Annotated in this window: 21 protein-coding genes, 1 tRNA gene, 1 pseudogene and 1 riboswitch; of the genes and pseudogenes, 15 read left to right on the forward strand and 8 right to left on the reverse strand. The window is 50.3% G+C overall.

Translation table 11 applies throughout. The features are described from left to right. Positions 1–259: 259 nt before the first annotated feature. Together ATW55_RS05925 and ATW55_RS05930 are read left to right on the forward strand one after the other, a co-directional pair. Positions 260–919 (forward strand): restriction endonuclease subunit S, encoded by a 660-nt coding sequence (locus tag ATW55_RS05925; RefSeq protein ID WP_082685590.1) that lies wholly within the window; start codon positions 260–262, stop codon positions 917–919. 2 nt (positions 920–921) lie between these two features. Next, on the forward strand, positions 922–1794 hold the full coding sequence (locus ATW55_RS05930; RefSeq protein WP_067714057.1) for a GIY-YIG nuclease family protein: 873 nt from the start codon (positions 922–924) through the stop codon (positions 1792–1794). A 266-nt stretch (positions 1795–2060) separates the two neighbouring features. Here ATW55_RS05930 and ATW55_RS05935 read toward each other — a convergent pair whose 3' ends face one another. The 3 genes from ATW55_RS05935 to ATW55_RS05945 are packed head-to-tail and all read right to left on the reverse strand — an operon-like array spanning position 2061 to position 4619. Continuing rightward, the gene (locus tag ATW55_RS05935; RefSeq protein ID WP_067714059.1) at positions 2061–3494 is read right to left on the reverse strand and encodes a YfjI family protein; all 1434 of its coding nucleotides are present in this window, start codon (positions 3492–3494) and stop codon (positions 2061–2063) included. Further along, positions 3487–4356: a bifunctional DNA primase/polymerase gene (locus ATW55_RS05940; RefSeq protein ID WP_067714061.1), complete on the reverse strand. Its 870-nt coding sequence runs from the start codon at positions 4354–4356 to the stop codon at positions 3487–3489. The genes ATW55_RS05935 and ATW55_RS05940 overlap by 8 nt, the downstream gene beginning before the upstream one ends. Further along, on the reverse strand, positions 4353–4619 hold the full coding sequence (locus tag ATW55_RS05945) for a helix-turn-helix domain-containing protein (RefSeq protein ID WP_067714065.1): 267 nt from the start codon (positions 4617–4619) through the stop codon (positions 4353–4355). Before ATW55_RS05945 ends, ATW55_RS05940 begins: the two co-directional genes overlap by 4 nt. A 210-nt stretch (positions 4620–4829) precedes the next feature. Here ATW55_RS05945 and ATW55_RS05950 point away from each other — a divergent pair, with 210 nt between their 5' ends. After that, complete coding sequence (locus tag ATW55_RS05950; protein ID WP_201024936.1) at positions 4830–5087, forward strand: type II toxin-antitoxin system HicB family antitoxin; 258 nt, start codon at positions 4830–4832, stop codon at positions 5085–5087. 2 nt (positions 5088–5089) lie between these two features. Next, positions 5090–5317 (forward strand): type II toxin-antitoxin system HicA family toxin, encoded by a 228-nt coding sequence (locus ATW55_RS05955; RefSeq protein ID WP_067714067.1) that lies wholly within the window; start codon positions 5090–5092, stop codon positions 5315–5317. Here ATW55_RS05955 and ATW55_RS05960 read toward each other — a convergent pair. Continuing rightward, positions 5297–6664 (reverse strand): hypothetical protein, encoded by a 1368-nt coding sequence (locus ATW55_RS05960; RefSeq protein ID WP_067714069.1) that lies wholly within the window; start codon positions 6662–6664, stop codon positions 5297–5299. The two genes, ATW55_RS05955 and ATW55_RS05960, sit on opposite strands and share 21 nt — an antisense overlap. Before the next feature lie 366 nt (positions 6665–7030). Continuing rightward, positions 7031–7175, forward strand: a riboswitch (cyclic di-AMP (ydaO/yuaA leader). Positions 7176–7364: 189 nt separating this feature from the next. Between ATW55_RS05960 and ATW55_RS05965 the strand changes: the two are divergent. From ATW55_RS05965 to ATW55_RS05975, 3 genes and pseudogenes are all read left to right on the forward strand, one after another. After that, positions 7365–8093: pseudogene (locus ATW55_RS05965) on the forward strand (ABC transporter ATP-binding protein); the annotation flags it as partial. A gap of 143 nt (positions 8094–8236) precedes the next feature. After that, entirely contained in the window at positions 8237–8908 is a 672-nt protein-coding gene (locus tag ATW55_RS05970) for an ABC transporter permease (protein ID WP_067714081.1), read from the forward strand. Beyond that, positions 8905–9834, forward strand: coding sequence for a glycine betaine ABC transporter substrate-binding protein (locus ATW55_RS05975; RefSeq protein WP_067714085.1), 930 nt, complete (start codon positions 8905–8907; stop codon positions 9832–9834). Before ATW55_RS05970 ends, ATW55_RS05975 begins: the two co-directional genes overlap by 4 nt. 26 nt (positions 9835–9860) lie before the next feature. Here ATW55_RS05975 and ATW55_RS05980 read toward each other — a convergent pair whose 3' ends face one another. Then, positions 9861–12008 carry an ATP-binding protein gene (locus ATW55_RS05980; protein ID WP_067714088.1) on the reverse strand — a complete coding sequence of 716 codons (2148 nt, stop codon included), beginning with the start codon at positions 12006–12008 and terminating at the stop codon, positions 9861–9863. A 137-nt stretch (positions 12009–12145) separates the two neighbouring features. Between ATW55_RS05980 and ATW55_RS05985 the strand changes: the two genes are divergently transcribed. The 7 genes from ATW55_RS05985 to ATW55_RS06015 all read left to right on the forward strand — a co-directional run bounded on the left by ATW55_RS05985 (position 12146) and on the right by ATW55_RS06015 (position 21773). Further along, positions 12146–13822 carry a thiamine pyrophosphate-binding protein gene (locus ATW55_RS05985; RefSeq protein WP_067714093.1) on the forward strand — a complete coding sequence of 559 codons (1677 nt, stop codon included), beginning with the start codon at positions 12146–12148 and terminating at the stop codon, positions 13820–13822. 127 nt (positions 13823–13949) lie between these two features. Further along, positions 13950–14837: an ABC transporter permease gene (locus tag ATW55_RS05990; protein WP_082685617.1), complete on the forward strand. Its 888-nt coding sequence runs from the start codon at positions 13950–13952 to the stop codon at positions 14835–14837. Beyond that, positions 14803–16752, forward strand: coding sequence for a molybdate ABC transporter substrate-binding protein (gene modA / locus ATW55_RS05995; protein WP_067714096.1), 1950 nt, complete (start codon positions 14803–14805; stop codon positions 16750–16752). The genes ATW55_RS05990 and modA overlap by 35 nt, the downstream gene beginning before the upstream one ends. Further along, positions 16749–17363 (forward strand): 4Fe-4S dicluster domain-containing protein, encoded by a 615-nt coding sequence (locus tag ATW55_RS06000; RefSeq protein WP_082685595.1) that lies wholly within the window; start codon positions 16749–16751, stop codon positions 17361–17363. The genes modA and ATW55_RS06000 overlap by 4 nt, the downstream gene beginning before the upstream one ends. After that, positions 17360–19630 carry a molybdopterin-containing oxidoreductase family protein gene (locus ATW55_RS06005; RefSeq protein ID WP_067714102.1) on the forward strand — a complete coding sequence of 757 codons (2271 nt, stop codon included), beginning with the start codon at positions 17360–17362 and terminating at the stop codon, positions 19628–19630. Before ATW55_RS06000 ends, ATW55_RS06005 begins: the two co-directional genes overlap by 4 nt. A 101-nt stretch (positions 19631–19731) precedes the next feature. Then, the gene (locus ATW55_RS06010) at positions 19732–21174 is read left to right on the forward strand and encodes a CoA-acylating methylmalonate-semialdehyde dehydrogenase (protein WP_082685618.1); all 1443 of its coding nucleotides are present in this window, start codon (positions 19732–19734) and stop codon (positions 21172–21174) included. A 26-nt stretch (positions 21175–21200) separates the two neighbouring features. After that, on the forward strand, positions 21201–21773 hold the full coding sequence (locus tag ATW55_RS06015; RefSeq protein WP_067714111.1) for a class I SAM-dependent methyltransferase: 573 nt from the start codon (positions 21201–21203) through the stop codon (positions 21771–21773). A 13-nt stretch (positions 21774–21786) separates the two neighbouring features. Here the strand turns inward: ATW55_RS06015 and ATW55_RS06020 are convergent, their stop codons facing one another. After that, positions 21787–23073, reverse strand: a complete 1287-nt coding sequence (locus ATW55_RS06020; RefSeq protein WP_067714114.1) for a hypothetical protein — start codon at positions 23071–23073, stop codon at positions 21787–21789. Between the two features lie 171 nt (positions 23074–23244). Between ATW55_RS06020 and ATW55_RS06025 the strand changes: the two genes are divergently transcribed. Then, positions 23245–23325, forward strand: a tRNA-Tyr gene (locus ATW55_RS06025). 9 nt (positions 23326–23334) lie between these two features. Here ATW55_RS06025 and ATW55_RS06030 read toward each other — a convergent pair. Together ATW55_RS06030 and ATW55_RS06035 are read right to left on the reverse strand one after the other, a co-directional pair. Next, positions 23335–23757 (reverse strand): hypothetical protein, encoded by a 423-nt coding sequence (locus ATW55_RS06030; RefSeq protein WP_067714120.1) that lies wholly within the window; start codon positions 23755–23757, stop codon positions 23335–23337. A 170-nt stretch (positions 23758–23927) separates the two neighbouring features. Continuing rightward, positions 23928–24905, reverse strand: coding sequence for an MraY family glycosyltransferase (locus ATW55_RS06035; protein WP_235587025.1), 978 nt, complete (start codon positions 24903–24905; stop codon positions 23928–23930). Between the last annotated feature and the right edge of the window lie 134 nt (positions 24906–25039).

The raw sequence follows: 25039 nt of genomic DNA on the forward strand, positions 1-25039 counted from the left end.
GCGCCACCCACACGACTGAAAGACGAGAGTTCTTTGAATCCAGGTTTACATAAACGAGCCATGGTTCACACCCACATCGCTAAGAGATAGGCCGTTAGATGCCTTCTCGTCGATTTTTGGGGTGTACCAGAAATGTCAATAGTTTTATTGTGATTTCATAAACTTTACACAAAAATAGAGATCCAAATTTATACAGCAACTGCATAACTCATGATACTTTGCGTGTGACTGGTCAAATATTGGTAGGTGGGGAGTCGAAATGTGTTGGCAAAATAATCACTCCAAGCCAGAAGGCAACTTCCCAACTGTTTTGATAAGGGATATTTGCCGCATGGGAAGTGGGGGAACGCCCTCTCGTAAAGTCAATTCATACTATAAGGGCGGTCATATTCCTTGGGTAAAAACCTCTGAAGTTGTCAACAATGAAATTTTCGATACGGAAGAAAAAATTACAGAGCTTGGTCTTAAACAAAGTTCCGCAAAGCTGTATCCAGTCGGGAGCCTCATCGTGGCAATGTATGGGCAGGGAGCAACACGTGGACGTACTGCTAAATTGGGCGTTCAAGCGGCTACAAATCAGGCTTGTTGTGTGCTATTTGATTTTAAGCCAATTGTAAATAGCGATTACTTATGGCTTTATTTGATGAGTGAGTATGAAAATCTCAGGCAACTTGCTAGTGGGAACAATCAGCCTAATTTAAACGCAGAAATGATCGCTAGTTATTCCGTACCTTTGCCGCCACTTGAATTACAGTATGAACTGGTTAAGCAAGCAATGGAGATGAGACAAAAGATAGAACATAGGAAACGAGAAGTTGATGAATTGAGGTTTCGAATCACATCTGAAATTGAAGCGGCCATTATGGGTGAAAACGATTTCTGCGCCATGTATTCCTCTTTATCCTCGGAGGTGTTTTGACCATGCCGCAGCCCAGTAAGACCATTAGACTCTATCTAATCGACGGCTCAACTTCGGGAATGATTCAGGCAGAATTATCGAACTGGACAGGAAAGGTATATCGCATCCCTAGACTTTTTGCTGCTCGCGCATCTGATCGTACGGATCTTCGCGGTGCGGGATCATATCTTCTGGTTGGCAAAGACGTTGCCGACCCCGCTAGGGATGTTCTGTACGTTGGGGAGACTGAGGGAATAGCGGAACGTCTGAGACAGCATTTAGATAAGAAAGAGTTTTGGCAAGAGGCATTTGCTATTGTGAGCAAGGATGAAAATCTCAACAAAGCTCATGTTAGATATATGGAGTATCGATTTGTTGAGATGGCGACGAAAGCAGCTAAAGTGTCAATTGATAATACTAAGATGCCAGTTAGACCAGCTATCTCAGAACCAGATGCAGCAGAAATGGAAGAATTTATTGGCAATGCTGCGCTGTTAATCAGTACACTTGGTTATAAAGGGCTGGATGAGATTATCACTGCCGAAACCTTAGAGAGCCCGGTATTTTTCATTCAGGCGACTCGCGGAGCAGACGCTAGGGGAGTCGTAACATCAGAGGGCTTTGTCGTATTTAAAGATTCTACAATGGCAAACAGTGAGGCGGCTTCCATACCATCTGGGATCGTCAAATTGCGAAAGAGTCTCATGGATCAGGGGATTGTACAGCAAGGGGCAAATGGTTACAGGTTTACCATAAATTATTTCTTTTCTAGTCCATCACAGGCGGCATCAGTCGTTTTAGGACGAAGTGCAAATGGCCGAACTGAATGGAAAACGTCAGCTGGAAAAGTGCTTAAAGCGTTTGAGGATAGCGACCACGGTAATTATTCTTCTTGAGGTTCGATTCCAAAACATTCTCTCGTTTAATCGGTAAACCCGTAAACCCGGTAAACGTAGAAATGTGGCAGGATGACGCGAATTCTTCAATAAATTTCTACCCGGTAAATCACCCGGTAACACCAGAGAATCAATTGTTCGCAGATGTGTTTACCGGGTTCCATGGGGTAGTTTGCCGGGTTATTGGATGCTTGAAAACCCCTTTTGTAGAATGGCCGGATCACCATTTACCGGGTTTTTCTATTTTTCTGGTAGTGTGGTTGGGATTATCCGTCGATTTGATCCGTAACCAGATTCACAATGATTTTCTTGCGTCCACCGGGGTCAGGCGTCAGCGTCACATGCCCGCGTTGATTCATTGTTTCGAGCAGGCGGCGCGTGTCATCCGCTGTCTTTAATCCCGCTACCTGAGCTTTAAGAATGTCCTGGTCGCTTGCTATGCCTCCTTTTCGTTGTAGCCATTGAGCTACCTGCATCATGCGACGTTCGCTGGGAGTATCTCGAAGATTAGCATATATCCTCCGCGCGTGAGATTTCAGGTACTTCATGAGTGCGCCTGTGCGCGCCATCGTTTCGGCATCAACATCAATCATATCCTCGATGTCGTTACAAACAACGCGCAGCATGTGCAGGATGAGGGCCAATCGAAGTGTGTAACTCTGTAATTTCGCCCAAGGTCCACGCAGATGATATAAGAAATCATCCGCGTTCTGTTCGGCATAATGGGCATCCAGCCAGTCATGCCACGAAGCGAGGCCATCCGTTGTAAAATTGACGATGCGCGGGCTACCATCCTCACACGACGTATATTCCATCAATGCCTGACAGGTCGTATCCCATGCCGTTCGCGATTCATTCGATAACTCTTCACTTGTGCGGCGCAGAGGGAGTGGATCGGGATAGACAAAAAGAAATCGATGTATGAACCCATCGCGTTCCGACATCTCGCCCCGCAAGTCCGTTAGTACGGCAGGTTGCATGCCACCCAGAAAACATACAAAGGGCTTGGGGATATGCAATTTCCGGTTCTTGCGGTTTAGCGTAATAGGGGACCCACTCCAGAGAGTTAATGCCCGCTGACGATCATTTCCCCGTCCGCCCTTGTACTGATTGAACGAAGTGATGAATCCTGCCGCCTCATCTTGATACAAGAGCACGCCACGCGGTCGAATTTCTAATAGATCGGCTAAAGCTTCTAGTGTTGTATCAGTCGTGAATGCCTGTTCCATCTCAGGCTGTGCCGGGCGCTTCCCTTCGTGATTCTGCTCCCATGCCGCTAGAGCTTTCTTGTAGTCCTCAAGTGCGCGTTTGTACTCATCTGCTCTCTTGTTTTGCCATTCGTGAATCGGATGCATAACTAATTCAAGAGGTGGCGTTTTACCGCTGCCGGGATCGCCAAGAATGATGGACCAGATGCGGGCAAATTCGATCCAGTCAGCTTTTGCGCGGATCGCGGCCGATGTGCCAATGCAGGAGCCCGCGACGGATAGCATGGATAGAGCCACGAAATCAGGTGGGCAGTTCAGAGACTTCGCCGCCTCGGTGATGAAACATCGCAGACGTTCAGGAAATACGTTTATCGGAAAAGGTTCGACGGGCATCTGCCGGAGCGGAACGGGCGGAATATCCGCTCGTCTGCTCCCTTGATTTCTCTGCCACTCCTGTTCCTCTGACAGACGTTTGGCTGTATCTCTACTCATGGCGGCCACATCCGCGACGATGGAGTTCCCGCAATTCACGCGAGCGGAAGACCCGTGATAATTCTCGCTCGAATAGTGGCGGGATGTTGGCCGCGTTCCAATGTCGAATTAGATCGCGGGCGGCATACACGTCGAGCCCTTCACGCGGCGGAGAGATTAGTAACCCGTATAATCGATAGGCAGCGTTGTTGCGCCCCTCTCCATCCCTCAGGCCTGCTTTTGCGATTCGCCTGAGTTCGTCCAGGTGATCCGGGTTGCTGACTGAAGCATTGTGGCCGTATGAGCCATCCGCTTCCAAGATTAGGCGTAAAAGCCATTTGGGACACTCTGCTACGGGTGTTGTCCATGGATCAAATAACCACTCGTACCGCGCACCTGACGGATGTACAGACGGCGGCAAGAGGACATAGCCGCTGCTCGTTTTCGTCTCCGCTTGGAATCGCTGGAGTTTGCGCTGAGGAATATGAATGCCTGTCGAACGAAAGCGCAAATGATACCCGCGCGGCGTCTTTGTCGTCGGTGTGATGGGCAACTGACCGATGGCGGTCAGCTTCCGCAGGGACTCGTCGCCGCCGTCCACATCGAGATAGAATTCATCGTCATCGGGTCGGTGCCCGATATTGGCGCACGGATGGCCCATCCACCAATTTCTGATTGTCACTTCGTCCGTCGTTGCGTCCAAATGCCCATGTCCGCCTGCTATGGCCGGGAGCTTACTACGTTCGGCTACCGGAAAAATTCGCAAACCAAGCGTACGTAAGGCTTGGACATGATCTAGCATGCCGTAGTTTTGTGCTACAATGATGTCAATAGATGTTTGAGGTACTGCCGCGCGGTCAGGCGCGGCCTTTCTGTCTGTCATTTGTTATTCCCCCTTCGTCCTGACGATTTTACAATCGTTGGTGAAGATGCTTGTCGTTTCCATCCGCCTGCATAGGTACGTCCGCCGGTTCGGATGAATTCAGTCAGCGCGACGCGTTCTATTCGCACGGCGCGACCAACCCGAACGCAAGGGATAAGTCCTTGCGCCGCTAAACTGTACACATGTTGCGGAGACACGCGCAGAATCTCGGCTGCCTCATGCGGTGTCAACATCAGTGGCGAATCCTGAGCCATTTCGATCATTTGTTTATCTCCTCTCTGTTTTTCTAAGATTAATAACAAACACTGTGGAATCTGTGGATAATGTGTATCATAGGGGCTCAACGATGGTGTATTTTGATTTGCTGGCGGATACTGGCGGAATTTTGTACTTCGGAGTTATACTGAGTGTACGTAAAGGCGTTGCTGGGTTCTGAATTCATACAATGGTGCATACTATGGAGGTGCTGCTAGATGAGTGTGGGGATGCTGAAGAACTTGGACCGAGTAAAGGTAGTTTTGAAAAACGGAGAAGATGGCTATATCCTTGCGGAGTGCCCATCTATTCCGGGGTGTCGCTCGCAAGGAAAGACGCGAGCAGAAGCCATCACGAATATTCGGGAAGCGGCGGAGTTATGTCTCGACGTTCGTAGGGGAGAGGGATGGCCACTCTTTGAAGAGCCTCACACGCCGATTGACCCGCGCGCAGATGTGATTGAACTGGAGTTATAGGAATGCCGCGATTGCCTGTTGTGTCAGGCTTGCAGATGATTCAGGCATTGGAACAGTTTGGATGGTCGAGACGGCGACAAAAGGGAAGCCATGTGATCCTGACCAAACAGGGGCACATGATGACTGTCGCTGTCCCACTTCATGACGAATTGGATAAGGGGACGCTCAAAGGGATTCTCCGCGACGCTGATATGAAAGTTGATGACTTGCTACGGTTGCTGAATGGCTGAAGATCGCTTTTTCCTTTTACGTCTCATCCTCTCCATCTCCCTAATTTCGTTCAACCACGCGGCGGCTTTCTCATGTTCTGGATGTTGCTTGCATATCGCGCGAAATGCCGATTTCCCTTTGCGGTTTTCATGAACTGAACAATATCTCCACTCTTCACCGCATTCTTTTGCTATGCGGTATTTGTCGTGGCCCTTTGTCAACGTTCCGTTACATCCGCTCGCCATGCAAGATACCTTTACTTTCAAGCCTTCGGTTTCCTCTTCAAACATACGATGCAATCGCCCGTGGAGGTCCATCAAAACTACAGAACATGGATAGGAACCCTCGACGCTAAGTGTATTATCGTAGATGCGAAAGTGACTCAATCCCGCTTCGTTGCGGGCAAGTGGTTCCGCATTCATGGCGGCGTGCATACAGGATTTTACCAAGGTCTTGAACAACCACTGGGTCATTGTCAAAGTTCCGGGCGGCTTGTCCGTGTAATCAATTTCGTTCGGACGCATGGATTGTAATGTCGTCGCAGCCTCGTGCCAGACGCGGAAGGCTTCGAAATAGTAAAGCCAGCGGGTTTGAAATCGCGAGCGCGTCAAGGTATTAGGATCGCGGTAGGGAGTAGGCTTTGCTATCTGCCCGGACAACGAATGTAGCAATAGATCGAAATTGGAAGTGGCTTTTGAGGAGATGGGGTCGAATGCAGGCGGAAAGGCCATCCATAGGGAATCGTGGTACTCTCTTACCTGCATGATGCTGATATGGGGTGCATAGATGCGGTCCCCATTCATGCCTGATAAAGGGACAAAGGGAATGAAGAACCCGTAATCTGCGACAAACGTAAGAATGGTCGCACGGTCGGAGTTACTCGCAGTGTTTCCGTATGTTAAATTTAAGTTTAAAAAGGCTTTTACAACTTCCTGACTAGACTTGGGTTTAACGGTAAGCGGATAGCCAGTCAGGAGCACTTCGCGGATGGGATCAAAACTGATGGGATATCCAATGTGCGTGATGTACGAATGTACAAAGTTCCTCGAACCTCCAAGGCTCTTCAGATATGCTTTATCAGCTGAACTCATACTGTTCCCCGCCATCGCTGCCGCGTCATCCGGATGTGTATACAGTACATTCAGGAGATTGTCTATATTGGCGTCATGCGGATCATTCATTTGGTACAGGAAATTGGCTTGAATAACAGACGGACGGAATGCAGGGTTAACTCTCCATGGATCGCGTACCATTTTGATATCGAGATGGTCGTCTCTTTGAACCTCACGCCTCTCTGGTTCGGGGAACTGAAGAGGGAAAGGCACTTCAAACAGTCTCCATGGGGTAAGCCGCGATTCTTCGGGCATAGTGTAAGCTCCCTGCGATCAATTATTTTGTGTGCTGATTGTGTGCGGACTTCGTAAATTCAGTGTACATCATGGACTAAAAAACACAAGAGAGCTGTGAATCATCCGTGATTTTCCTTAGTTTATCGGGATTTTGTTTGTCTGAATACATCGAGTAAACGGATGTGGATAGCCTTGTAATCAGTAGGTCGCGGGTTCGACTCCTGTCGCTGGCTCCAAAATACCTTGATTTGACGGGCTTTCTCAGATTTTCTGAGAAGGCCCTTTCTGTTAAGCTCTTTTCTTTAACCTGCCCAGTATAGTAATCCACCACGATGTCAACCTTTAGCGATTGTGGTATAGTAATCTCAGTAAATCATCTTGGTACCGCGGGAAGGGCCGAATCTCCTTTTGGGAGAACGGGGGAACCATTTGTGGGGTGAATAGGGTGGACTGCGCCCGCAGTCGCTCTTAGGCGTGTAAGATCCGCCGAATCCGTCAGCTAACCTCGTAGGCGAATACTGGTGGCGACCATGTGCCGCTCATTTTTTCTTTCCAATCCCCATACAGCGAATGATCCAACACCTTCTTTTGCTTGACTCAAGATGCGCGTTGGCCAAGGAAATCCACCAAGAAGGGTGGGTCGCAGTTGCATTGCCCGCGATACGTCACGGGTATTGATTTGTTGCGCCTAAGTGCCGGAAAAGGGGTTGAATGAACAATTCTACGTTTTATCGATTTAACTAAATCTTATGTAGATCAAACTGTTGCCGTTGATCATCTCAATCTGTCCATCGAGCGCGGAGAGTTCGTCGTGCTTATCGGGCCGTCAGGGTGTGGGAAATCGACGACACTGCGCATGGTAAACCGTCTGGTTGAACCGACGTCTGGAACGATCGAGATTGACCAGCGCGATGCGAGATCCTATCCGCCAGTCGAACTACGCAGACGGTTGGGGTATGTCATCCAGCAGATTGGCTTGATGCCACATTTGACGATTGCCGAAAATATTTCTTTTGTGCTGAAACTGCAGAGGGTAGGGAAAGTAAAGCGGCGCGCGCGAGCGCGTGAGTTGCTGGAACTTGCGGATCTTGACCCGGACATCTATCTTGATCGCTATCCGGTCGAACTAAGCGGTGGTCAGCAACAGCGCGTCGGTGTGCTCCGCGCGTTGGCGCACGACCCGGAGATCATCCTGATGGATGAGCCATTCGGGGCGCTTGACCCGATTACCCGGGAACAGCTTCAGGACGAGTTGAAGCGACTGCAAAAGAGCGTGCACAAAACGATTCTATTCGTTACGCATGATATGGACGAAGCATTGCGTCTTGCCGACCGCATCGTCGTGATGAAAGGCGGGCACATCGTGCAAATGGATTCGCCTGAGGAGATCCTGCGCAATCCGGCAGATGAGTTTGTCGCAAATTTCATCGGCCGTCAAAGACTTTTAGGACGCTTTCAAGAACACGGCTTGCGCAGCATCAATGCCTGCAGTGTGGACAGCGAGATCTCGCACAAGGCAGCTTCCGGCGCTGCCCAATCCCCTGCGGCAAAACGACCTGCGAGTGTCGCGAAGGGGGCGTTTCGATCCTGATGTTGATTGAACATACGCTCCAGTATTTTGCGCAACACACAGGCAGTATCATCAGGGCGACAGAGCAACAGATCGTCTTGGTGTTGATTCCGATTGGATTGGCGGTTTTGATCGCCGTTCCGATGACCATTCTGGCGACTCGCGTGCGCAAATTGTACCCATGGATTATCGGGTTTAGCAATGCGGTGCAAACCATCCCGAGTCTCGCGCTGCTTGTCTTGATGATTACATTTGGGCTTGGCATCGGTGTTCTTCCGTCGATTGTCGCACTTTTTATCTACGCGCTCATGCCCATTGTCCGAAATACGTACGTAGGGATCGATGGTGTCGCCTCAGAGTTAAAGGAAGCGGCGATTGGGATGGGATCCACAAAATGGCAACTCCTTTGGTTTGTTGAGCTTCCATTGGCGCTTCGGGTCATTCTTACAGGCATTCGTTCTTCATTGGTTTCTACCGTAGGATTTGCCACGCTGGCAGCTTTGGTGGGCGGGGGTGGACTTGGTTCGCTGATTCTGCAAGGACTTAGCATGGCGAGCAACTCGATTGTCTTGGCGGGAACCATCCCGGCCGTTTTACTGGCGTTTTTAGCCGAGTTTTTGATGGGTCAACTGGAAAAATGGATGACACCGCGCGGATTGCGCGTGCGGGTGGGGGGCGCGGGAGAGCGATGAACAAAAAAAGAAAGTGGTTGTTTCTCGGTGCGAGCGGATCACTTGCCATCGCGCTCGCGGGGTGTGGTGTACAATCTGTGGCAAGCAGCGCAAAAGCGACCCCACAACAGATCACCATTGCATCACAAGATTTCTCTGAGGCTGTGATTGATGACTACATTCTAAAGGATCTCATTGAAGCGAAGACACACATCCACGTGACGATCAAGCAGACATCAGGCGCGTCGGAGCTGTTGCATTCGATGATGCAGCAGGGTGCGATTCAGATGTATGTGGGTTATGACGGGACGGAGTTTCAGGCATCGCTGCACCAGTCATACAGCGGGAGATTTGCGGGCCATCCCAAAGCAGTGACAAGGTACGTAAAAGCGCAAGAGATGAAACAGTTTGGCGTGTGGGTTTCGCCATCACTAGGGTATCAAGATACGTATGCGCTCGCCGTCAATCAATCGACTGCGCAAAAATACCATCTGACAACGGACTCGCAGGCTGCAAAATATTTTGGTTCATGGACCCTGGCGACGGATACGACGTTTCCCTACCTCCAACACACTGGACTAAAGGGATTCCAACGCGCCTACGGAGGCACTTTCCAGAAAGTGATGCCGATGAGCTACAACCTGATCTATGAAGCATTGGCGCATCATGACGTGCAGGCGATCATGGCTTACTCGACAGACGGTCGCCTCAAGAAGTTGCACGAAGTTCCGCTCGCCGACAACAAAAAATTCTTCCCGCCCTATCACGGGATTGTCCTCATCAAAAATACAGTCCGCAAGGCAGACCATCTTACAAAGGTGCTCAAGCCGCTGTGGGGAGCGATTTCTACGGCAGAGCAGACACAGATGAATTATAAGGTCGACGTGTTAAAGGAAAGTCCTGGCACGGTGGCGCATCAGTTCCTCGTAAAAAAAGGGTTGATTTAGCCCGTGCTCCGCCAAGGAGATGCACGCTATCTCTTTGGCGGAGCGACCAATGGGAGAAGGATGTCGACGATTGTGCCGTGATCTTGATCGCTTTGTATGTGGAGTGACCCTCCGTGCAGTTCCATGATTTTAAAACATGTCATGAGACCAAGCCCCGTTCCTTTCTCTTTTGTTGTATAAAACGGTTCACCAATGCGCTTGAGACGCTCCTTTGAGATTCCAATTCCGTTGTCTTTGATGCGAATACACAGGTAGGCGTTAGTGACAGCATAGGAGGTTGACAATGTGACCATACCGCCTGAGGGCAAGGCTTCGATCGCATTGTTGAGCAAATTGATAAGAACTTGTTTGATCTGGTTCTCGTCACAGTAGATCAAAGGGAGATCGCGGGTCGATTCTACACCAAGCTCAATTTGCTGAAGCGTCGTTTGTGTCTGAAAGAGTAGAATCACGTCAAAAAGTATCAGGTTAAGATCACAGTACGTCCGGTTGGGCGGCGCTGGTTTTGCAAGAAAGAGAAATTCTTTGGTAATGGAGTTGAGCCGCTCAAGTTCTCTGTGCATCACATCGCAATACAAAGGGTTTGCTCCTTCTTCCTTTAACAATTGAATGAACCCGCTCAGAGATGTCAAAGGATTGCGAATTTCGTGTGCGACGCCTGCCGCAAGTTGGCCCACAAGTGCCAGTTTTTCTGAACGATGAAGCACTTCTTCGATACGTCGCTGTTCCGTCAAATCATCTCCAATGTAGATGATGCCTTGAAGCTCATCGGACTGTAGCGTAATCGGGCAGAGGTAGGTTTTATATACGAGTGTTGTTCCGTCCGATTTTTTATATTCATCTGTGAAGGTGCACGGTTGATTTCCGCCGTGCACTTGTTGTGTGCGTTCTATCATGTGTTCTAAGATCTCTTGATTGGCACCGCACAGAGAACGCAATTCGCTCAAAGCCTTGTGCCGATAGGGCACATCCTGCAGTTCAAAGAATTGGATGGCAATGTGGTTAGCCTCAATCCACCTTCCTTGTGTATCGATGAGAATGATCGAGAGCGGCATCGCATTGACCAGACTGCGAAGTCTTGCCTCCTGAACTTCCAGATGGGCGATGTTTGACTTGAGTTGGGCGTTTCGCACGCGCAGTTCTTCTGTTCTTGTAAAGACCAGCCGCTCCAATTCGTTTGAGTGAATGACATTCGAGAGTGTCACACCGATCGTATCCGCCATGGATTGTAAGATCGCAAAGTCATCGATTCGGTAAGCGGTGCTCGCACCAATGCTTGGAATGGTCATGAAACCGACAACCGCATCCTTTTCCCGGAGAGGAAGCACAAGCAAACTTTTTATATCAAACTGTTCGCACAATAGGGTGTTCACGCGCTTGTCTATCGCAGTGTCTGGAATAAAGATCCACGAGTGTGATTGGATGACATCCCAAAAAATAGGGTGGCGCTCGATGAAATCAAATCCTGAGCGGTAAAGAGCGTTCAACTCCGTCGGCGTGATGTGCGCTTCTGGCGACACAAAGACCGCCGTCGTGCGCTGTGTCGCGACATCAAGCAGGTGAATGCCTATCGCGTGCGCGTCGCAAACGCGTTTTACATACTCAGAACAAATCTTCGTCACTTCATCAATCGACTTACACTCTGACATGCGGTTGGAGAATTGATTTCGTAAATTTTGGGCTTCTAGAATTTCGATGTTTTGGATTGCGATACTGGCAACATTGATAAATGTTTCAGCGACAGACTGCTGTTCTTGTGTCAGTACCATGGGCTTTCCGACATTGTGTGCAAAAACCATGCCGTAGACGCGTTGGTTGACTAGCAGCGGCAAACCCAAAATGGATTGAATCAATAACGTTTCCTGTTTGACAGGATCGATCGTCGCTTCCTCCACATTGGAGACAAACACCGGACGTTTTGACTCTGCGATTTGCCGCGCAAATGGGTCATCCCGCAAATCGATCGTTAACGTCTGAATATAATCGCGATCTTCTGGCACATTCGTGATTTTCCCCCGAAAGATAAACTCATTCTCGCGTATAAAAAAGCCGACTAAATCCGCTGATGTGATTTCACTGGCAATTGCATCGATCATCGCTTGCAGAATATCTCCAACAGTTTGACTTGAGTAAATCATTCCTGTCAATTGAAGCAAATTTTGTGCTATGCTCATGGAAGGTTCCTCCAAAATCGTAGGTCAAAAGTCCAGTGGATTCGTCAAAATAGGCGGTGACACGGCGCTCGCGCGCCACCGTCTGCGGGAAAAACAATCGGCTGCGCCATACTTTCGGGACAGGAGCGTGCAAAGCATTGAGAGCGATAGAAGTTGGATTGCGCGAAATTGTGCGGTGTGGAGTCACACATGCGTTCGGGATTCCAGCCGGGTCAGTCAATGCGATCTATGATGCGCTGCTCGATATTAAAGAAATAAAATCAGTGATCGTCAAGCACGAAGCGAGTGCGGGCTACATGGCTTCTGCTTACTCAAGAATCACTGGGCGTCCGTCGCTTGCCATCGGATCAAGCGGTCCCGGCGCAACCAATCTTCTCACTTCATGTGCGAACGCATTCACAGAAAAATCACCTGTTCTTTTTATGACAGGGTCGGTTCCAACGCATATCTTTGGCAAAGGGGGAGCTCAAGAACTCCCGGCCTCACCGCTATTCAAATCGATAACAAAATTGTCCATGGTGATTCACAACGCGGCGGAGCTTCCCGGCGCGCTTGTTCACGCATGCGAAACGTCAATTTCAGGAATCCCTGGGCCCGTTCACGTTGAAATTCCAATCAATGTGCAGATGGCTGAGATCGATCTGTATTCTATTGTCAAGGATACAAGTGAAAATATCGAAACGCAATTCAGTCTGAGTGAAATCGAAGAAGTCGCACAAATCCTTTTGCAGCATGGTTCGTGTGGGGCGATTCTGCTTGGGTATGGTGCAAAATCAGCAAAGCGTCACGTGCTCGCACTCGCAGAGCGGTTAGGTTTTAAAGTGGCAACGACGCCACGCGGTAAAGGTGCATTTCCTGAGACGCACCCTTTGAGTCTTGGCGTCTACGGTCTGGCAGGTCACGAGCAAGCGATTGAGTACTTGCACAGTAAAACATGGGATGTTCTTCTTGTCATCGGATCGAGTCTCGGGGAAAGTGGAACCTGCAATTGGGACAAACAACTGGTTGACGGCAAGTTGTTGATTCACATGGACTATGATGTGGAAGTGTTTGATCGCGTATTCACACCTTTTCGCACTATAACAGGTCACATCGGGCCCATTCTTGCAGAACTGATGGAGAGGCTTGGCGAGAAGCCACCTATTGACATTGCTTTGCAGGAAATTGCGGTGACTGTGGAAGAGGTGTCCATGAGCGTGCAGGAAGTGGAGTTCGTGCCGGAGGTCGACACGCTTCGCACACGTGACATTCTACGCCACATTGGTGAGTGTTCGCCTGAGGGTACAAAGTTTTATGTTGACATAGGCGAACTAATGACGTATGCCATTCAAGAACTGACGATGAAACCAGGATTTGATTTTGATATTAATATCCACTTTGGAGGGATGGGATCAGGGATCACGAGTGCCATCGGTGCAAAATTGGCGGAACCGGAACGTCCCGTCGTTTGCATCTCGGGAGATGGGTGCTTTTTTATGCACGGGATGGAAATTTTGACAGCAAAAGAAGCGAAGATTCCAGTTTTATTTATTGTGATCAACAATGCGCGCCTGGGCATGGTCTATCACGGCCATATGCTTCAGTATCAGCGGTGTCCGAGCAATTTCAGTCAGGAGAGGATCAATCTCACCGAGGTGGCGCGCTCGCTCGGGATTGAGGCGTATCAGGTACGTTGCCTAGCTGATGTGACAGCGGAGCGGATGCTTCAGTGGACGCAAAAAGGGCTCCCTGTCTTTATAGAGGTGGTCGTCGCAGGAAACGAAATTCCCCCGATGGGGGAGCGTGTCAAATTTCTGCAGGGAGCTACGTATTGAGGTTTTTGGTATCAAAATGAATGGCATTGCCCTAGAGGTGATCTTGACGCTTGCCCAATGGGATTTTTGGGTAGCGTCAGATTTCTTTCGTTGAATTCCATTTTGTTATCGGTTATGATAACTTATGATGTATGAATTGGATGGGGGAGAGATCATAATTAGCGCAAAGGACCGCATTTTTCACATTTTATGGAGCATCGTGATTGCCACAGGACTAGCCTTTCTCTTTCTTCCGTTGCTCGCAGTCTTTTTTTCGATGCCCGTCAGTACACTTTTTCGGGAGTTAAACACCCAAGCATCGTATCAGGCGCTTCAACTGAGCATTCAAACAAGTGTTACTGCGCTCATCATAATCATTATACTCGGCACACCGATTGCGTATTGGCTGGCCAGGGTCAACTTTCGCGGGCAGTCGCTTGTGCGCGCTGCGGTGCAGATGCCAATCGTCAGCCCGCCTGCCGTCGCAGGTGTCGGACTGCTTTTGATCTTTGGCCAGTCAGGACTTCTTGGTCACGCGTTTTCACTGTTCGGAATTTCCCTGTCGTTTGACACATCTGCCGTCATTGTCGCACAGATGTTTATAAGTGCCCCCTTTTATATCCATTCTGCGATGCAGGCTTTCGCCACTGTCGACGGACAACTCTTATCCGTCTCGCGCACGCTTGGCGTGTCGAGGTGGGCGACTTTCTGGCGTGTCACGGTGCCTTTGGCAATGCCTGGACTGCTCTCTGGCGCGGCGCTTGCGTGGGGACGCGCACTTGGGGAGTTTGGTGCAACAATGATGTTTGCGGGCAATCTTCCAGGCATCACACAGACGCTACCTCTTGCGATCTACACGGCGATGCAGTCAAATTTCAATGTGGCGGTGGCGATGTCCGCGCTGCTTTTGCTCGTTTCATTTATTTTACTCATTTTGGTGTATACGCTCGGTCGTAACTCCCGTGCGAGTCGTGTCGTCAAACAAGGGGGGCGCCAAACGTATGCTAAGCTTTCAGCTTCGCAAATCGCTTCGTGAGTTTACGCTTGATGTAAAGCTTGACGTGCCTGCGCACACCTTGGCGCTCATCGGTCACTCCGGATGCGGCAAGACGACACTGCTTCATCTTTTGGCTGGTCTTGTTAGTGCAGATGACGGTTTCATCGAACTGGATGGGCAGACTTTGTATGACGCGCAGCGCGACGTGATGCTGCCAGCTGAGCGGCGCAACATCGGCGTAGTGTTTCAAAACTATGCATTTTTTCCGCATTTGTCAGTCGGCGACAACATCGCCTACGGAATGCATGAAGAATCTCGAGCGCAAATTGGACAGCGCGTGCGCGATGCCTTGCGGATGTTTCAATTAGAGTCTCTCGCAGAGGAACGGCCAGATGCGCTTTCAGGAGGTCAGCAGCAACGCGTAGCGCTCGCGCGGGCCTTGGTCAAACGTCCAAAGGTGCTTCTTCTCGATGAGCCTTTGGCTGCGCTTGACGTGGAGACGCGCGGACATGTGCGTACAGAATTGCGCGCACTTCTCGATCAAATTGGAATTCCCTGTATTGTGGTGACGCATGACTATGAAGATGCGCGTGTTCTTGGAAAGGAAATTGCGGTCATGGATCGCGGCGTCATTCTACAGCGCGGTGCGCCAGAACTGGTGCGTGAACAACCAGCGACCTCCTTTGTGGCGCAATTCGTAGGGACCAACTGGGTAGAAGATGAGCAGGTTAACGGATTGCGTGATGACGGCGTGGCGCACATTCTCTCGTTTGAACCGTGGCATGCAGTGGTTGCGCGAAATCCCGTTTCATCAGGTCGACAGTGGCGTGGGCGCGTGCGTGATCGTGCGTTTTATGGGAATGCACTTCGTCTGTGGGTTGACGGCATGGTGCCCCTGATTGCAGATGTTCCGGCTCACACACTTCGCGAAGGTGCATTTGAGGTAGGCGAGGAAGTGTGCATCAGCGTCGCAGACGAGCATGTGCGCCAGTATGTCACACAAATGCGCGGCGGTCGTGAAACATTGCCTGACGATCCTTCGCGCACGCAAGATGAACAAATGATCGGATCGCGAAAAAAGGAGATCCCTTGGCGTCCAGCGTCGCGTCTTCGTTTTTTGAAGTCGCCACTGACGGTGGCAGTGGCACTGATTGCTACAGTCGGCGTGGGATCCGGCATGATCACCTATTCTCACGCACAGGGCGCGAATGCATCAGGCACAGGAAATGGTGTAACGCTGACAGCATTTGTCGCGGCGAATGCGACAGATCCGTTTCATGCGATCCTTCGCGCATTCGATCAGGCGCATCCAGGGGTGTCCATCCAGGCCAGTTACACAGGGACGCAAATTTTACAGACGCAACTCCAGCAAGGGGCACCGGATGATCTTTTTCTCTCTGCGGATTTGAGCCATATCGCACAAATCAAAAAGGAAGGTCTTGTTGCCAGCTTTTATCCGGTCTCTCGCGATAAAGAAGTGATTGTTGTACCAAAGGCAAACCCAGCGCACATCACATCCCTGGCAGATCTCGGACGCCTTCCTGTCAGTCTTATCATCGGGGTGACAAGCGTGCCGATTGGTAAGTACACCAGAGAGATTTTCCAGAAAGCGAATGCCGTGTACGGGCCTGCCTTTGCGAAAGACGCGCTTGCGCATGTAGTGTCAGAAGAGGTTAACGTCAAACAGATTCTTGAAAAAGTGGCGCTCGGTGACGCAGGAGCGGGGATCGTCTACCGGACAGACGTAACGCCTACGTTTCGTTCAAAAGTGTCAGTGATACCGATTCCGGCGGCACTAAACGTGATTGCGACGAATTACATAGCGATCCCAGTGCACGCTCCACACCCTGCGCTCGCGAAAGCACTTTTGCGCATGATGCTGTCGGCAAAGGGTCAGTCAATCTTTCGGCAGTTCGGTTATCAACCGCTACGTTCGGCTGGGCAAAACGGATGAACAGGCGGAGCACTTCAGGGTATGTGATGCTCATCGATCTTTTTAGCTGCAGCGGCTGTCACGCCTGCAGTGTCGCCTGCAAGGCGGAACACCGCTCGCCCATTGGTCAGTTTAAAACGCGCGTCCAAACGGTTCAATCCGGTCAGTTTCCGAGTGTCCGCAAGCACTTTGTGCCGACGCTCTGTCAGCACTGTGAAGACGCACCGTGTCTTGAGGCGTGTCCTGTAGGAGCGATTGAGCGCACGGATTTAGGAATTGTGCAAATTGCCTCGAATCGCTGTGTAGGAAGCGGTGACTGTGTACCTGCCTGTCCTTATGGGGCGATCTTTATCAGCGACGAAGATGGGGAGGCCAAGAAGTGTGACTTCTGTTCAGATCGCTTGGCAGAGAATTTGGAGCCGGCGTGTGTCGCGACATGTCCCACGGATGCACTCAAATTTGGATTGGCAGATCGTGAAGACATCGCAGAAATCCTCGACCGTGATTTGTTCAGTGCACAGTGGGAGCCAGAAGCGACGCGTCCCCGCATCTGGTACCACAAACTTGATAAAAAAACAGCTGAAGTACTTCAACGGATCAATCGAGACAGTGATGAGGTGAAGGAAAATTGAAAAGGATTCCCACCATGTGTCTCAACTGTAGTACGGTATGCGGAATGATCGCGCATGTTAAAGGCGGGCGTATTATCAAGCTCGAAGGAAACCCGCTTGATCCGAACGCGCGCGGAAAGCTATGTGCCAAAGGACAGGCAGCAATTAACATGGTGGAGGATCCGGATCGCCTGCACTATCCTATGAGGCGAATAGGAGCGCGCGGGAGTGGAAAGTGGGAGCGGATCACCTGGGAGGAGGCCATCTCAGATATCGCGGTACGTTTGCGGAAATTGCGGCAAGAGAAGCGACCGGAGGCGCTGATGCTTCAGTACGGACGTGATCGCACAAATGGATTTCTCGATCGCTTCACAGACGCGTTTGGCACTCCTAACAAGCTTGGTCACCGCGGACTATGTTCTCTTAACAAGCGCATGGCGATCAAGGCCGCGTTAGGAGATACCGATTGGGACACCGCAGATTTTTTGCAATCAAGATTCATTCTTAATTTTGGCAGCAATTTTTATGAGGCGCACCAAGGACACGTCGGTATGGTTGCACGCGTCGCTGAGGCGAGACGAAACGGTGCTCGAATGGTTACATTTGATGTGCGTCTCTCCCATACAGCGGCACAGTCAGATGAATGGCAACCTATTTTTCCTGGCACGGACGGTATGGTTGCGCTTGCAATCGGTCACGTCATTCTTGAAGAAAATCTTCAAAACACCGCGTTTATTGAAAACTGGACGAACGTAACAGTCGCCGAACTCAAGGAGCACTATAAAAGGTATACCCCGGCGTTTGCAGAACGTGAAAGCGGGGTATCAGCGGAAGTGATTCGACGTATCGCGCGTGACTTTGCTGAGGCCGCTCCGCACGCAACAACGGTTTCGAATCGCGGCGCACACGCTCATTTCAATGGGTTTCACAATGAGTGGGCCATTCTTTGCCTCAATGCGCTTGTTGGCAGCATAGGCGAGCCAGGGGGACTTTGTTATCTTTCAGGCGATGTCAATCAATCCGTGCCCCAACCTGGCCCTCTTCCCCCAAAACCAAAGATTCGCACAGAACTTTCTCATCCCGCCGCCTATCCTTTTGCAAATGAATTGTATCCGCGGGCAGTGTCTAGCACGATTTATCCGGATTTGTCGTCAGGCCGTGCGCAGATTGATACGTTAATCTCGTATTATGTCAATGCGCCAATGAGTTGGCCGGAGGGCCCGACGCTTGTTCGTGAAGTGTTATTGAGTGAGGATAAGGTTCCCTTTCATGTCGCGATCGACGCTTTTTTCAGCGAAACGGTGGAAGTGGCAGATTATGTACTTCCTGATGTGACATTTCTAGAAAAATGGGATTTGGATGCGCGGAATTCCTATGATTTGAGACCTTATGTAGGACTAAGGCAACCCGTCGTCGCACCACCAGGAGAGTGCAGAGACATTCGAGACATTTTGATCCGGCTGGCGCACGCCATTGATGGAGAGATGGCAAAATGGTTTCCTTATGCGGATGCCGAATCGTTCGTGCGTGCCTGGGCAAGCACAATTCCAGTCGGATTTCATACACTTTTGCAATCTGGAATATGGGTGGATCAAGCAGCACAGCAGGCGTATCGACCGTATCTGCAGCCCGTCAGGGTGGATCTTTCCCATCCTGATGTGCACGTTGATGCAGAGGGAATTGTTACGCAAAAATCCCTCCATACCGATGCGTATAAGAAAATCGGAGTCTTGTGGAATGGCGTCGTTGTCCGCGGGTTTGAGACGCCAGATCGGCGATTTCATTTTAAGCTAGATCAATTGCGCAAACTATCTTTGGCGCATGAAGATCATGAAATATATCCAAGCTACTTTTCGACTTGGGCGCGTCGCGCAGCGCTTACAGAACGTGAGTTTGTTTTGACGACGTTTAAATGGAATGTACATACGCAGTCCCGAACAGCGAATCAGCAGTGGCTGACAGAGATTGTGGGCGATAATCCGTGTTGGATTCATCCATTGTCAGCTGTTCGTCTGGGAATTCGTGATGGCGATCTCATGATACTGCGCAGACAAATGAAGGAGTCGGCGCCCTTACCCTTGGTTGAAATTTGCGTCAAGGCGTTTCTCACAGAAGCGATTCATCCACAAGTTGTGGCAATCTCTGCGAGTTTTGGGCACTGGCAATACGGCCGTACTGCCGCTTTTCGCGGATACAATCCAAACGCGTTGATTGAGAGCGCTGCCGATCCAATCGGCGGAGGACAGGCTTGGAATGATACAATTGTCCAGATCTTCACGGCAGACTAGCTGTTGATTCGATTTTTTTGGAAATTTGATGTGGTAAACTGGTTGTGCAATCTTGTGTCAATTGTATCAATTCGGGAGGTGCGCGGGTGGCGTCAATTCAAATGGAGAAAACCTTGAAAAATTACATTGGCGGAAAGTGGGTGGCGTCACGCTCAACGGAGACAGAGGTTGTCGTGAATCCTGCGACAGGAGAGACGCTGGGATATGTACCGCTCTCAACACTCGAAGATGTGAATGAGGCAGTCGCCGTCGCGAAGGATGCGTTTAAAACGTGGAGCAGGGTTCCTGTGCCAAAGCGCGCGCGCATTATGTTTTCATTTCAGCAATTGCTTGTGGAGCACTGGGATGAACTCGCGCGGCTTGTCACGATGGAGAATGGGAAGAGTTTTAAAGAGGCGCATGGAGAAGTGTTGCGCGGAATTGAGTGCGTAGAATTTGCGGCGGGTGCGCCGACACTTATGATGGGGAGTCAATTGTCGAGTATCGCAACGGATATTGAATCAGGCATGTACCGCTACCCAATCGGTGTCGTGGGTGGAATCACGCCGTTTAATTTTCCGATGATGGTGCCGTTTTGGATGTTCCCGCTCGCGATTGCCTGCGGAAACACATTTGTGTTGAAACCGTCGGAGCGCACGCCGCTCACGGCCAATCGCGTCGCAGCGCTGCTCCGTCAAGCGGGTCTGCCAGATGGCGTGTTTAACATTGTTCACGGTGCACGCGACGTTGTGAACGGAATGCTTGTTCACGAGGATATTGCCGCGATCTCTTTTGTGGGTTCGCAACCTGTCGCAGAATATGTTTACAAGACGGCGGCGGCACGCGGGAAGCGCGTGCAGGCGCTGGCTGGCGCGAAAAACCACACGATCGTCATGCCGGATGCGGATCTTGACTTGGCAGTAAAAGAGATTATCGGGGCGGCCTACGGATCGGCGGGTGAGCGCTGCATGGCCTGTTCTGTGGTCGTTGCAGTGGGTGATATCGCCGATGAACTCGTCAGTCGACTGAAAAAGGCGGGCGATGAGTTGGTTGTCGGAAATGGGCTTGAAGATCATGTCTTTCTCGGTCCTGTCATTCGCCAGTCTCAAAAAGATCGCGCAGTGTCCTATATCGAGCAGGGTCTGCGTGAAGGAGCGGTTGTGGCGCGCGATGGGCGAAACGACCCGGTGTCAAGTGAGGGGTATTTTCTCGGGGCTACGCTTCTTGATCACGTAAAACCTGGAATGAAGGTTTGGACGGATGAGATTTTTGCACCGGTACTGTCTGTGGTGCGCGTGGAAACGCTTGATGAAGCCATTCAAATTGCAAATCAGTCCGAGTTTGCAAACGGAGCGTGTCTTTTTACGGACAGTGCAGGCGCAATTCGCAAGTTTCGTGAAGAGATTGACGCGGGCATGCTTGGAATCAATCTCGGTGTGCCGGCTCCCATGGCATTCTTTCCTTTTTCCGGTTGGAAAAAATCCTTTTATGGTGACTTACACGCCAATGGTAGAGATGGTGTTGAGTTTTACACACGAAGGAAAATGGTTACGGCGCGATACTGAGGTTGAATGGAAAGAGGAGATGTGAGATGGGGCACCGATTTAATCCGGCAAATGTGGATCGTTTGTTGAGTGCAGAGCGCATGAAACTGTTGCCGCCTGATGAGACGCTTCATCTTCTTGACGTGCGGGAGACGGATGATATCGCAGACGTCGGGTGTGGTCCCGGCTATTTTTCGCTTCCGCTGGCTGCCCGAACGAAAGGTACGGTGTACAGCGTCGATCTCTCTTCTGTGATGCTTTCATACGTGCAAAAGCGTGCCGCAGAGGCTGGTAGCCAAAATGTGATTACGGTTGAGAGCCCTGCCGAAGACATCGCTCTCCTCGACCACGCTGTCGACCGCGTCTTGTGCTCATTCGTTCTTCACGAAGTGGATGATCTCACTAAGTCATTAAGTGAATTCAAACGGATTCTAAAACCGAGTGGAAAGATGCTGCTTATTGAGTGGGAGAAAAAGGAGAGCGAATTTGGACCGCCGCTTCATCACCGCCTTTCTTCAGAAACGCTTGGCGCGGTGCTGACGGAGCTTGGCATACCTCATCATTTGCACCATTTGAATTCAGTTCACTATGGTTTTCTCGTCGACCTGTCGAGCGGGTGATCGAGTTTCAACGCTAAGAACCCGGGCGAACGCCGCCAATTTGAAGGGTTTTTAAAAATCCGGCGATGATAAAGAGAATGCCGGCGGCTTGGCACATACTCAGGGCAATACTGACAGGTTCGGAAAATGTGTGCGGCTTTATCAGGATGAGCGAGAAACTGATCAAAAATCCTGCCGCATACAATGCCGAGCCTATTTTTGCATGCGTTTTTTGTACCATGTCGTCGATGAGAGGCGCGGATTTGCGATCTGGCGCGTGAGAGTATCGATACTCATAGCGCAAAAATGGGATCACCTTGTGCATATAGGCGAGTTGAAGAGGAAATAGTCCTCCAAGGATCATCAGATACGCAATCGCGGCGATGGAGGTGTGGAGCCATCCACACCAAGTCATAAGTGCAAGGAGTGCGGCCGTGACGAGAAGGCTGGTTGCAAGCAGGGCGGCGATCAGCGGAGAAACGATCTTGCGTCTTTTTCTCACATGTAAAATATGGAATATATCACGGACAAAAAGCGCGAGTGAGATGAGTGAGACGATGGCACCCATGGACTGTAGCGCGAGTGAATAAGGAGTGGATGAAAGCAGAGCAGAGAGCAATTCTGCAACCAGAAGGAGGATTACCCCTGTATAATATAATCGCATGACGGCGCGAGGCGTTACGCGGTATCCGTGACTGAGCGTAAACATGGGGATAAATTTATAACTGATCACCATGACAAGGCTGATCCAGAATCCAAAAAAACCGAGGGCTGCGTGTGTCATCAGCCACTCATTTGTTCCGTCAATGCGGTGTGTTGCAAGGAGGAGGCCGAGAATCATGACAAGGGGAAGCGTAAGAAGGGGGACGGCGATCAGTCTTTGAACAACGGTTTGATTGCGCGCTCGTCGCAGATGCGTGAATAGGTAGGCTCCGTAGGCAATCGTCGCCGCGAGCAAAAAGCATCCACCCCACGCCACGAGGGTCCATTGATTCTGTACAAAACCGTAGACCATCAGGACGACGGAGATGGTGTGAACGGGCAGATGAAAGTACAGGACGCGGCGGCTGAGTGGTGGAGCTTGAAAGGCAATGGGGATGAATTGCCACAGCACACCGGCTGCAGCGGTCAGCAACGTGCCGAGAATCAAGGCGTGGATCGCGGCCAAGAGCAGCGCGTCGCCAAAGTTTCCAAGAAGTGCTTGGGGCAGCGCGACGCCTGTCAGCAGAAGTGCGGGAATGCTCCAGATGAGCGATGCGATCATATAATATACGGTTACTGATATGCTCTTTTTCTGCGTGACAGCCTGATTGACGGTCATGACGATCCCTCCGACTTGTGTGTCGCAAAGGGGTGTTTTTCGCTCATCAATGAAAAAATCATCTGGCGTGTTGCGACAGGATGAGCATATCACAGTTTGAAAAAAAGAGTGTGATCAACGGGTTTTCTTTTTTGCCCCGTTGATGTTATACTAGAAAAGCTGTAAAGGCTTGGAGGGGTACCAAAGTGGCCAACTGGGGCGGACTGTAAATCCGTTGCGAAAGCTTCGTAGGTTCGAATCCTACCCCCTCCACTTGAGATTTCACAGAATCTGCGTGATTTTAGGTCGCTTCATTGAAGCGGCCTTTTTTATTGCAGCGTGAATCACTCGTGTTAAAAGTGGAGAGAGCAGGATGACGCAGCCGCTGATCAAACTCATCATCGATATACGGATGAGCTGTTCATCTTGGTAAATGAGACTGACAAGCATGCCCAGCAGGGAGGAAAGCAGGATAAGGGGAGCGGCGAGGCGCGGTTTAAAAATGAACAGAATTCCTGCGATCACAATCAGATCGCCATACAGAAAGTTTCCTCCTCCATCTCCTTCGAGCTGGGGAATTTGTGCGGCTGTGCCAGCCTCTGCAATGCGAATGCCTTGAAGCGCGCATGTGCCCCCGATGAACAAATAGAGGACGGCTACAAAAACCCTTAATATAATGATTTTTAAGATGCGAATTTTATCCATGAGAATGTTTCAGCTCTCTTTGTTAAAAATTTGTCCCCGAATAGGTTTTGTACATGCTCAATCGAACAGCTTGTCTCATCGTATTCCATGCGCGCGAGTTCTAGACGTTTTTATGGCAAATAAAAAACCCACACCCTCTGATTTGGAGGGTGTGGGGTAAGTGGACTAAACTAGCGTGTCGTGATGGCGATGAGAATCGAGGCGAGACAAAAAGCGAGGGCGACCAAGTACATAACGCTGACGGTTTGTATCTGTGTTAGCCCTGAAGCCATCAAGCGATAGTGACCGTGTGTTCGATCCGCTTTATGTAGTGGACGCCGTTCACGGGCGCGGCGTAAAACGACGTAAAGTGCATCAAAAATAGGTACCCCAAGCGCGAGGATCGGCACAAAGATGGATACAACAGTGGCTGACTTGAATGCTCCCATGACGGCAATGGCGGCCAGTACATAACCGAGAAAGGTTGATCCTGCGTCTCCCATAATAATGCGGGCAGGGTAAAAATTGTATCGCAAGAAAGCGAGTGTGACACCAATCAGAGAAGCGGCGAGGATGGCGGAAGTACTGTCTCCCTTAATGGTTGAGATGATCATCAGCGTTGTGGCGCTGATCGCGGCGATTCCACCTGCCAAACCGTCCATTCCATCGAGAAAATTAAACACATTCACGATCCCGACGACCCATACAATCGTGAGAAAATCCCTGATCCACGGCGAAAAAGTGATAAAATATGCACCGTGGACAGGGTCTTCAATGCCGCGAATGACGACACCGGATGCGACCAAGAAAGAGGCTGCAACAATCTGCGCCGCAAACTTTGGCCACGCGGGAAATTCCTTTCTTCTCGTCTTTGCGTAGTCATCAACCATGCCGACGATAAACATAAGAAGGGCACCGGCTGCCATTCCGATAAATGGTTTGTCGGTGCGCCATGTAGCGTGCAGAAAATCATGCCTGACAAGAATGGTTGACAACATAAACGCGACAAGCATCGCAGCCCCTCCCAGCATGGGGAGAGGATTTTTATGCGCCTTGCGTTCTGTTGGCAGATCGACAAACCCGGTTTTTATGGCAATGTGACGCATTGCCGGAACAAATGCGAATGCGAATAAGAAGGATAGGAGTGCAGACACCACGTCAAGAAACAAAGGAGAACCTCCCACGGGTCTTCACGAATGGACTTTCCCTGATTATAGAAAGCCAGTCCTTCATTCGTCAATATGAATTGTGCTTATTCAAGCGTTTCATTCGTGTTACATGGAATCATTACCCTAAACGGTGT

Source organism: Ferroacidibacillus organovorans (assembly GCF_001516615.1).
Classification (GTDB): Bacteria; Bacillota; Bacilli; order Alicyclobacillales; family SLC66; genus Ferroacidibacillus; species Ferroacidibacillus ferrooxidans_B.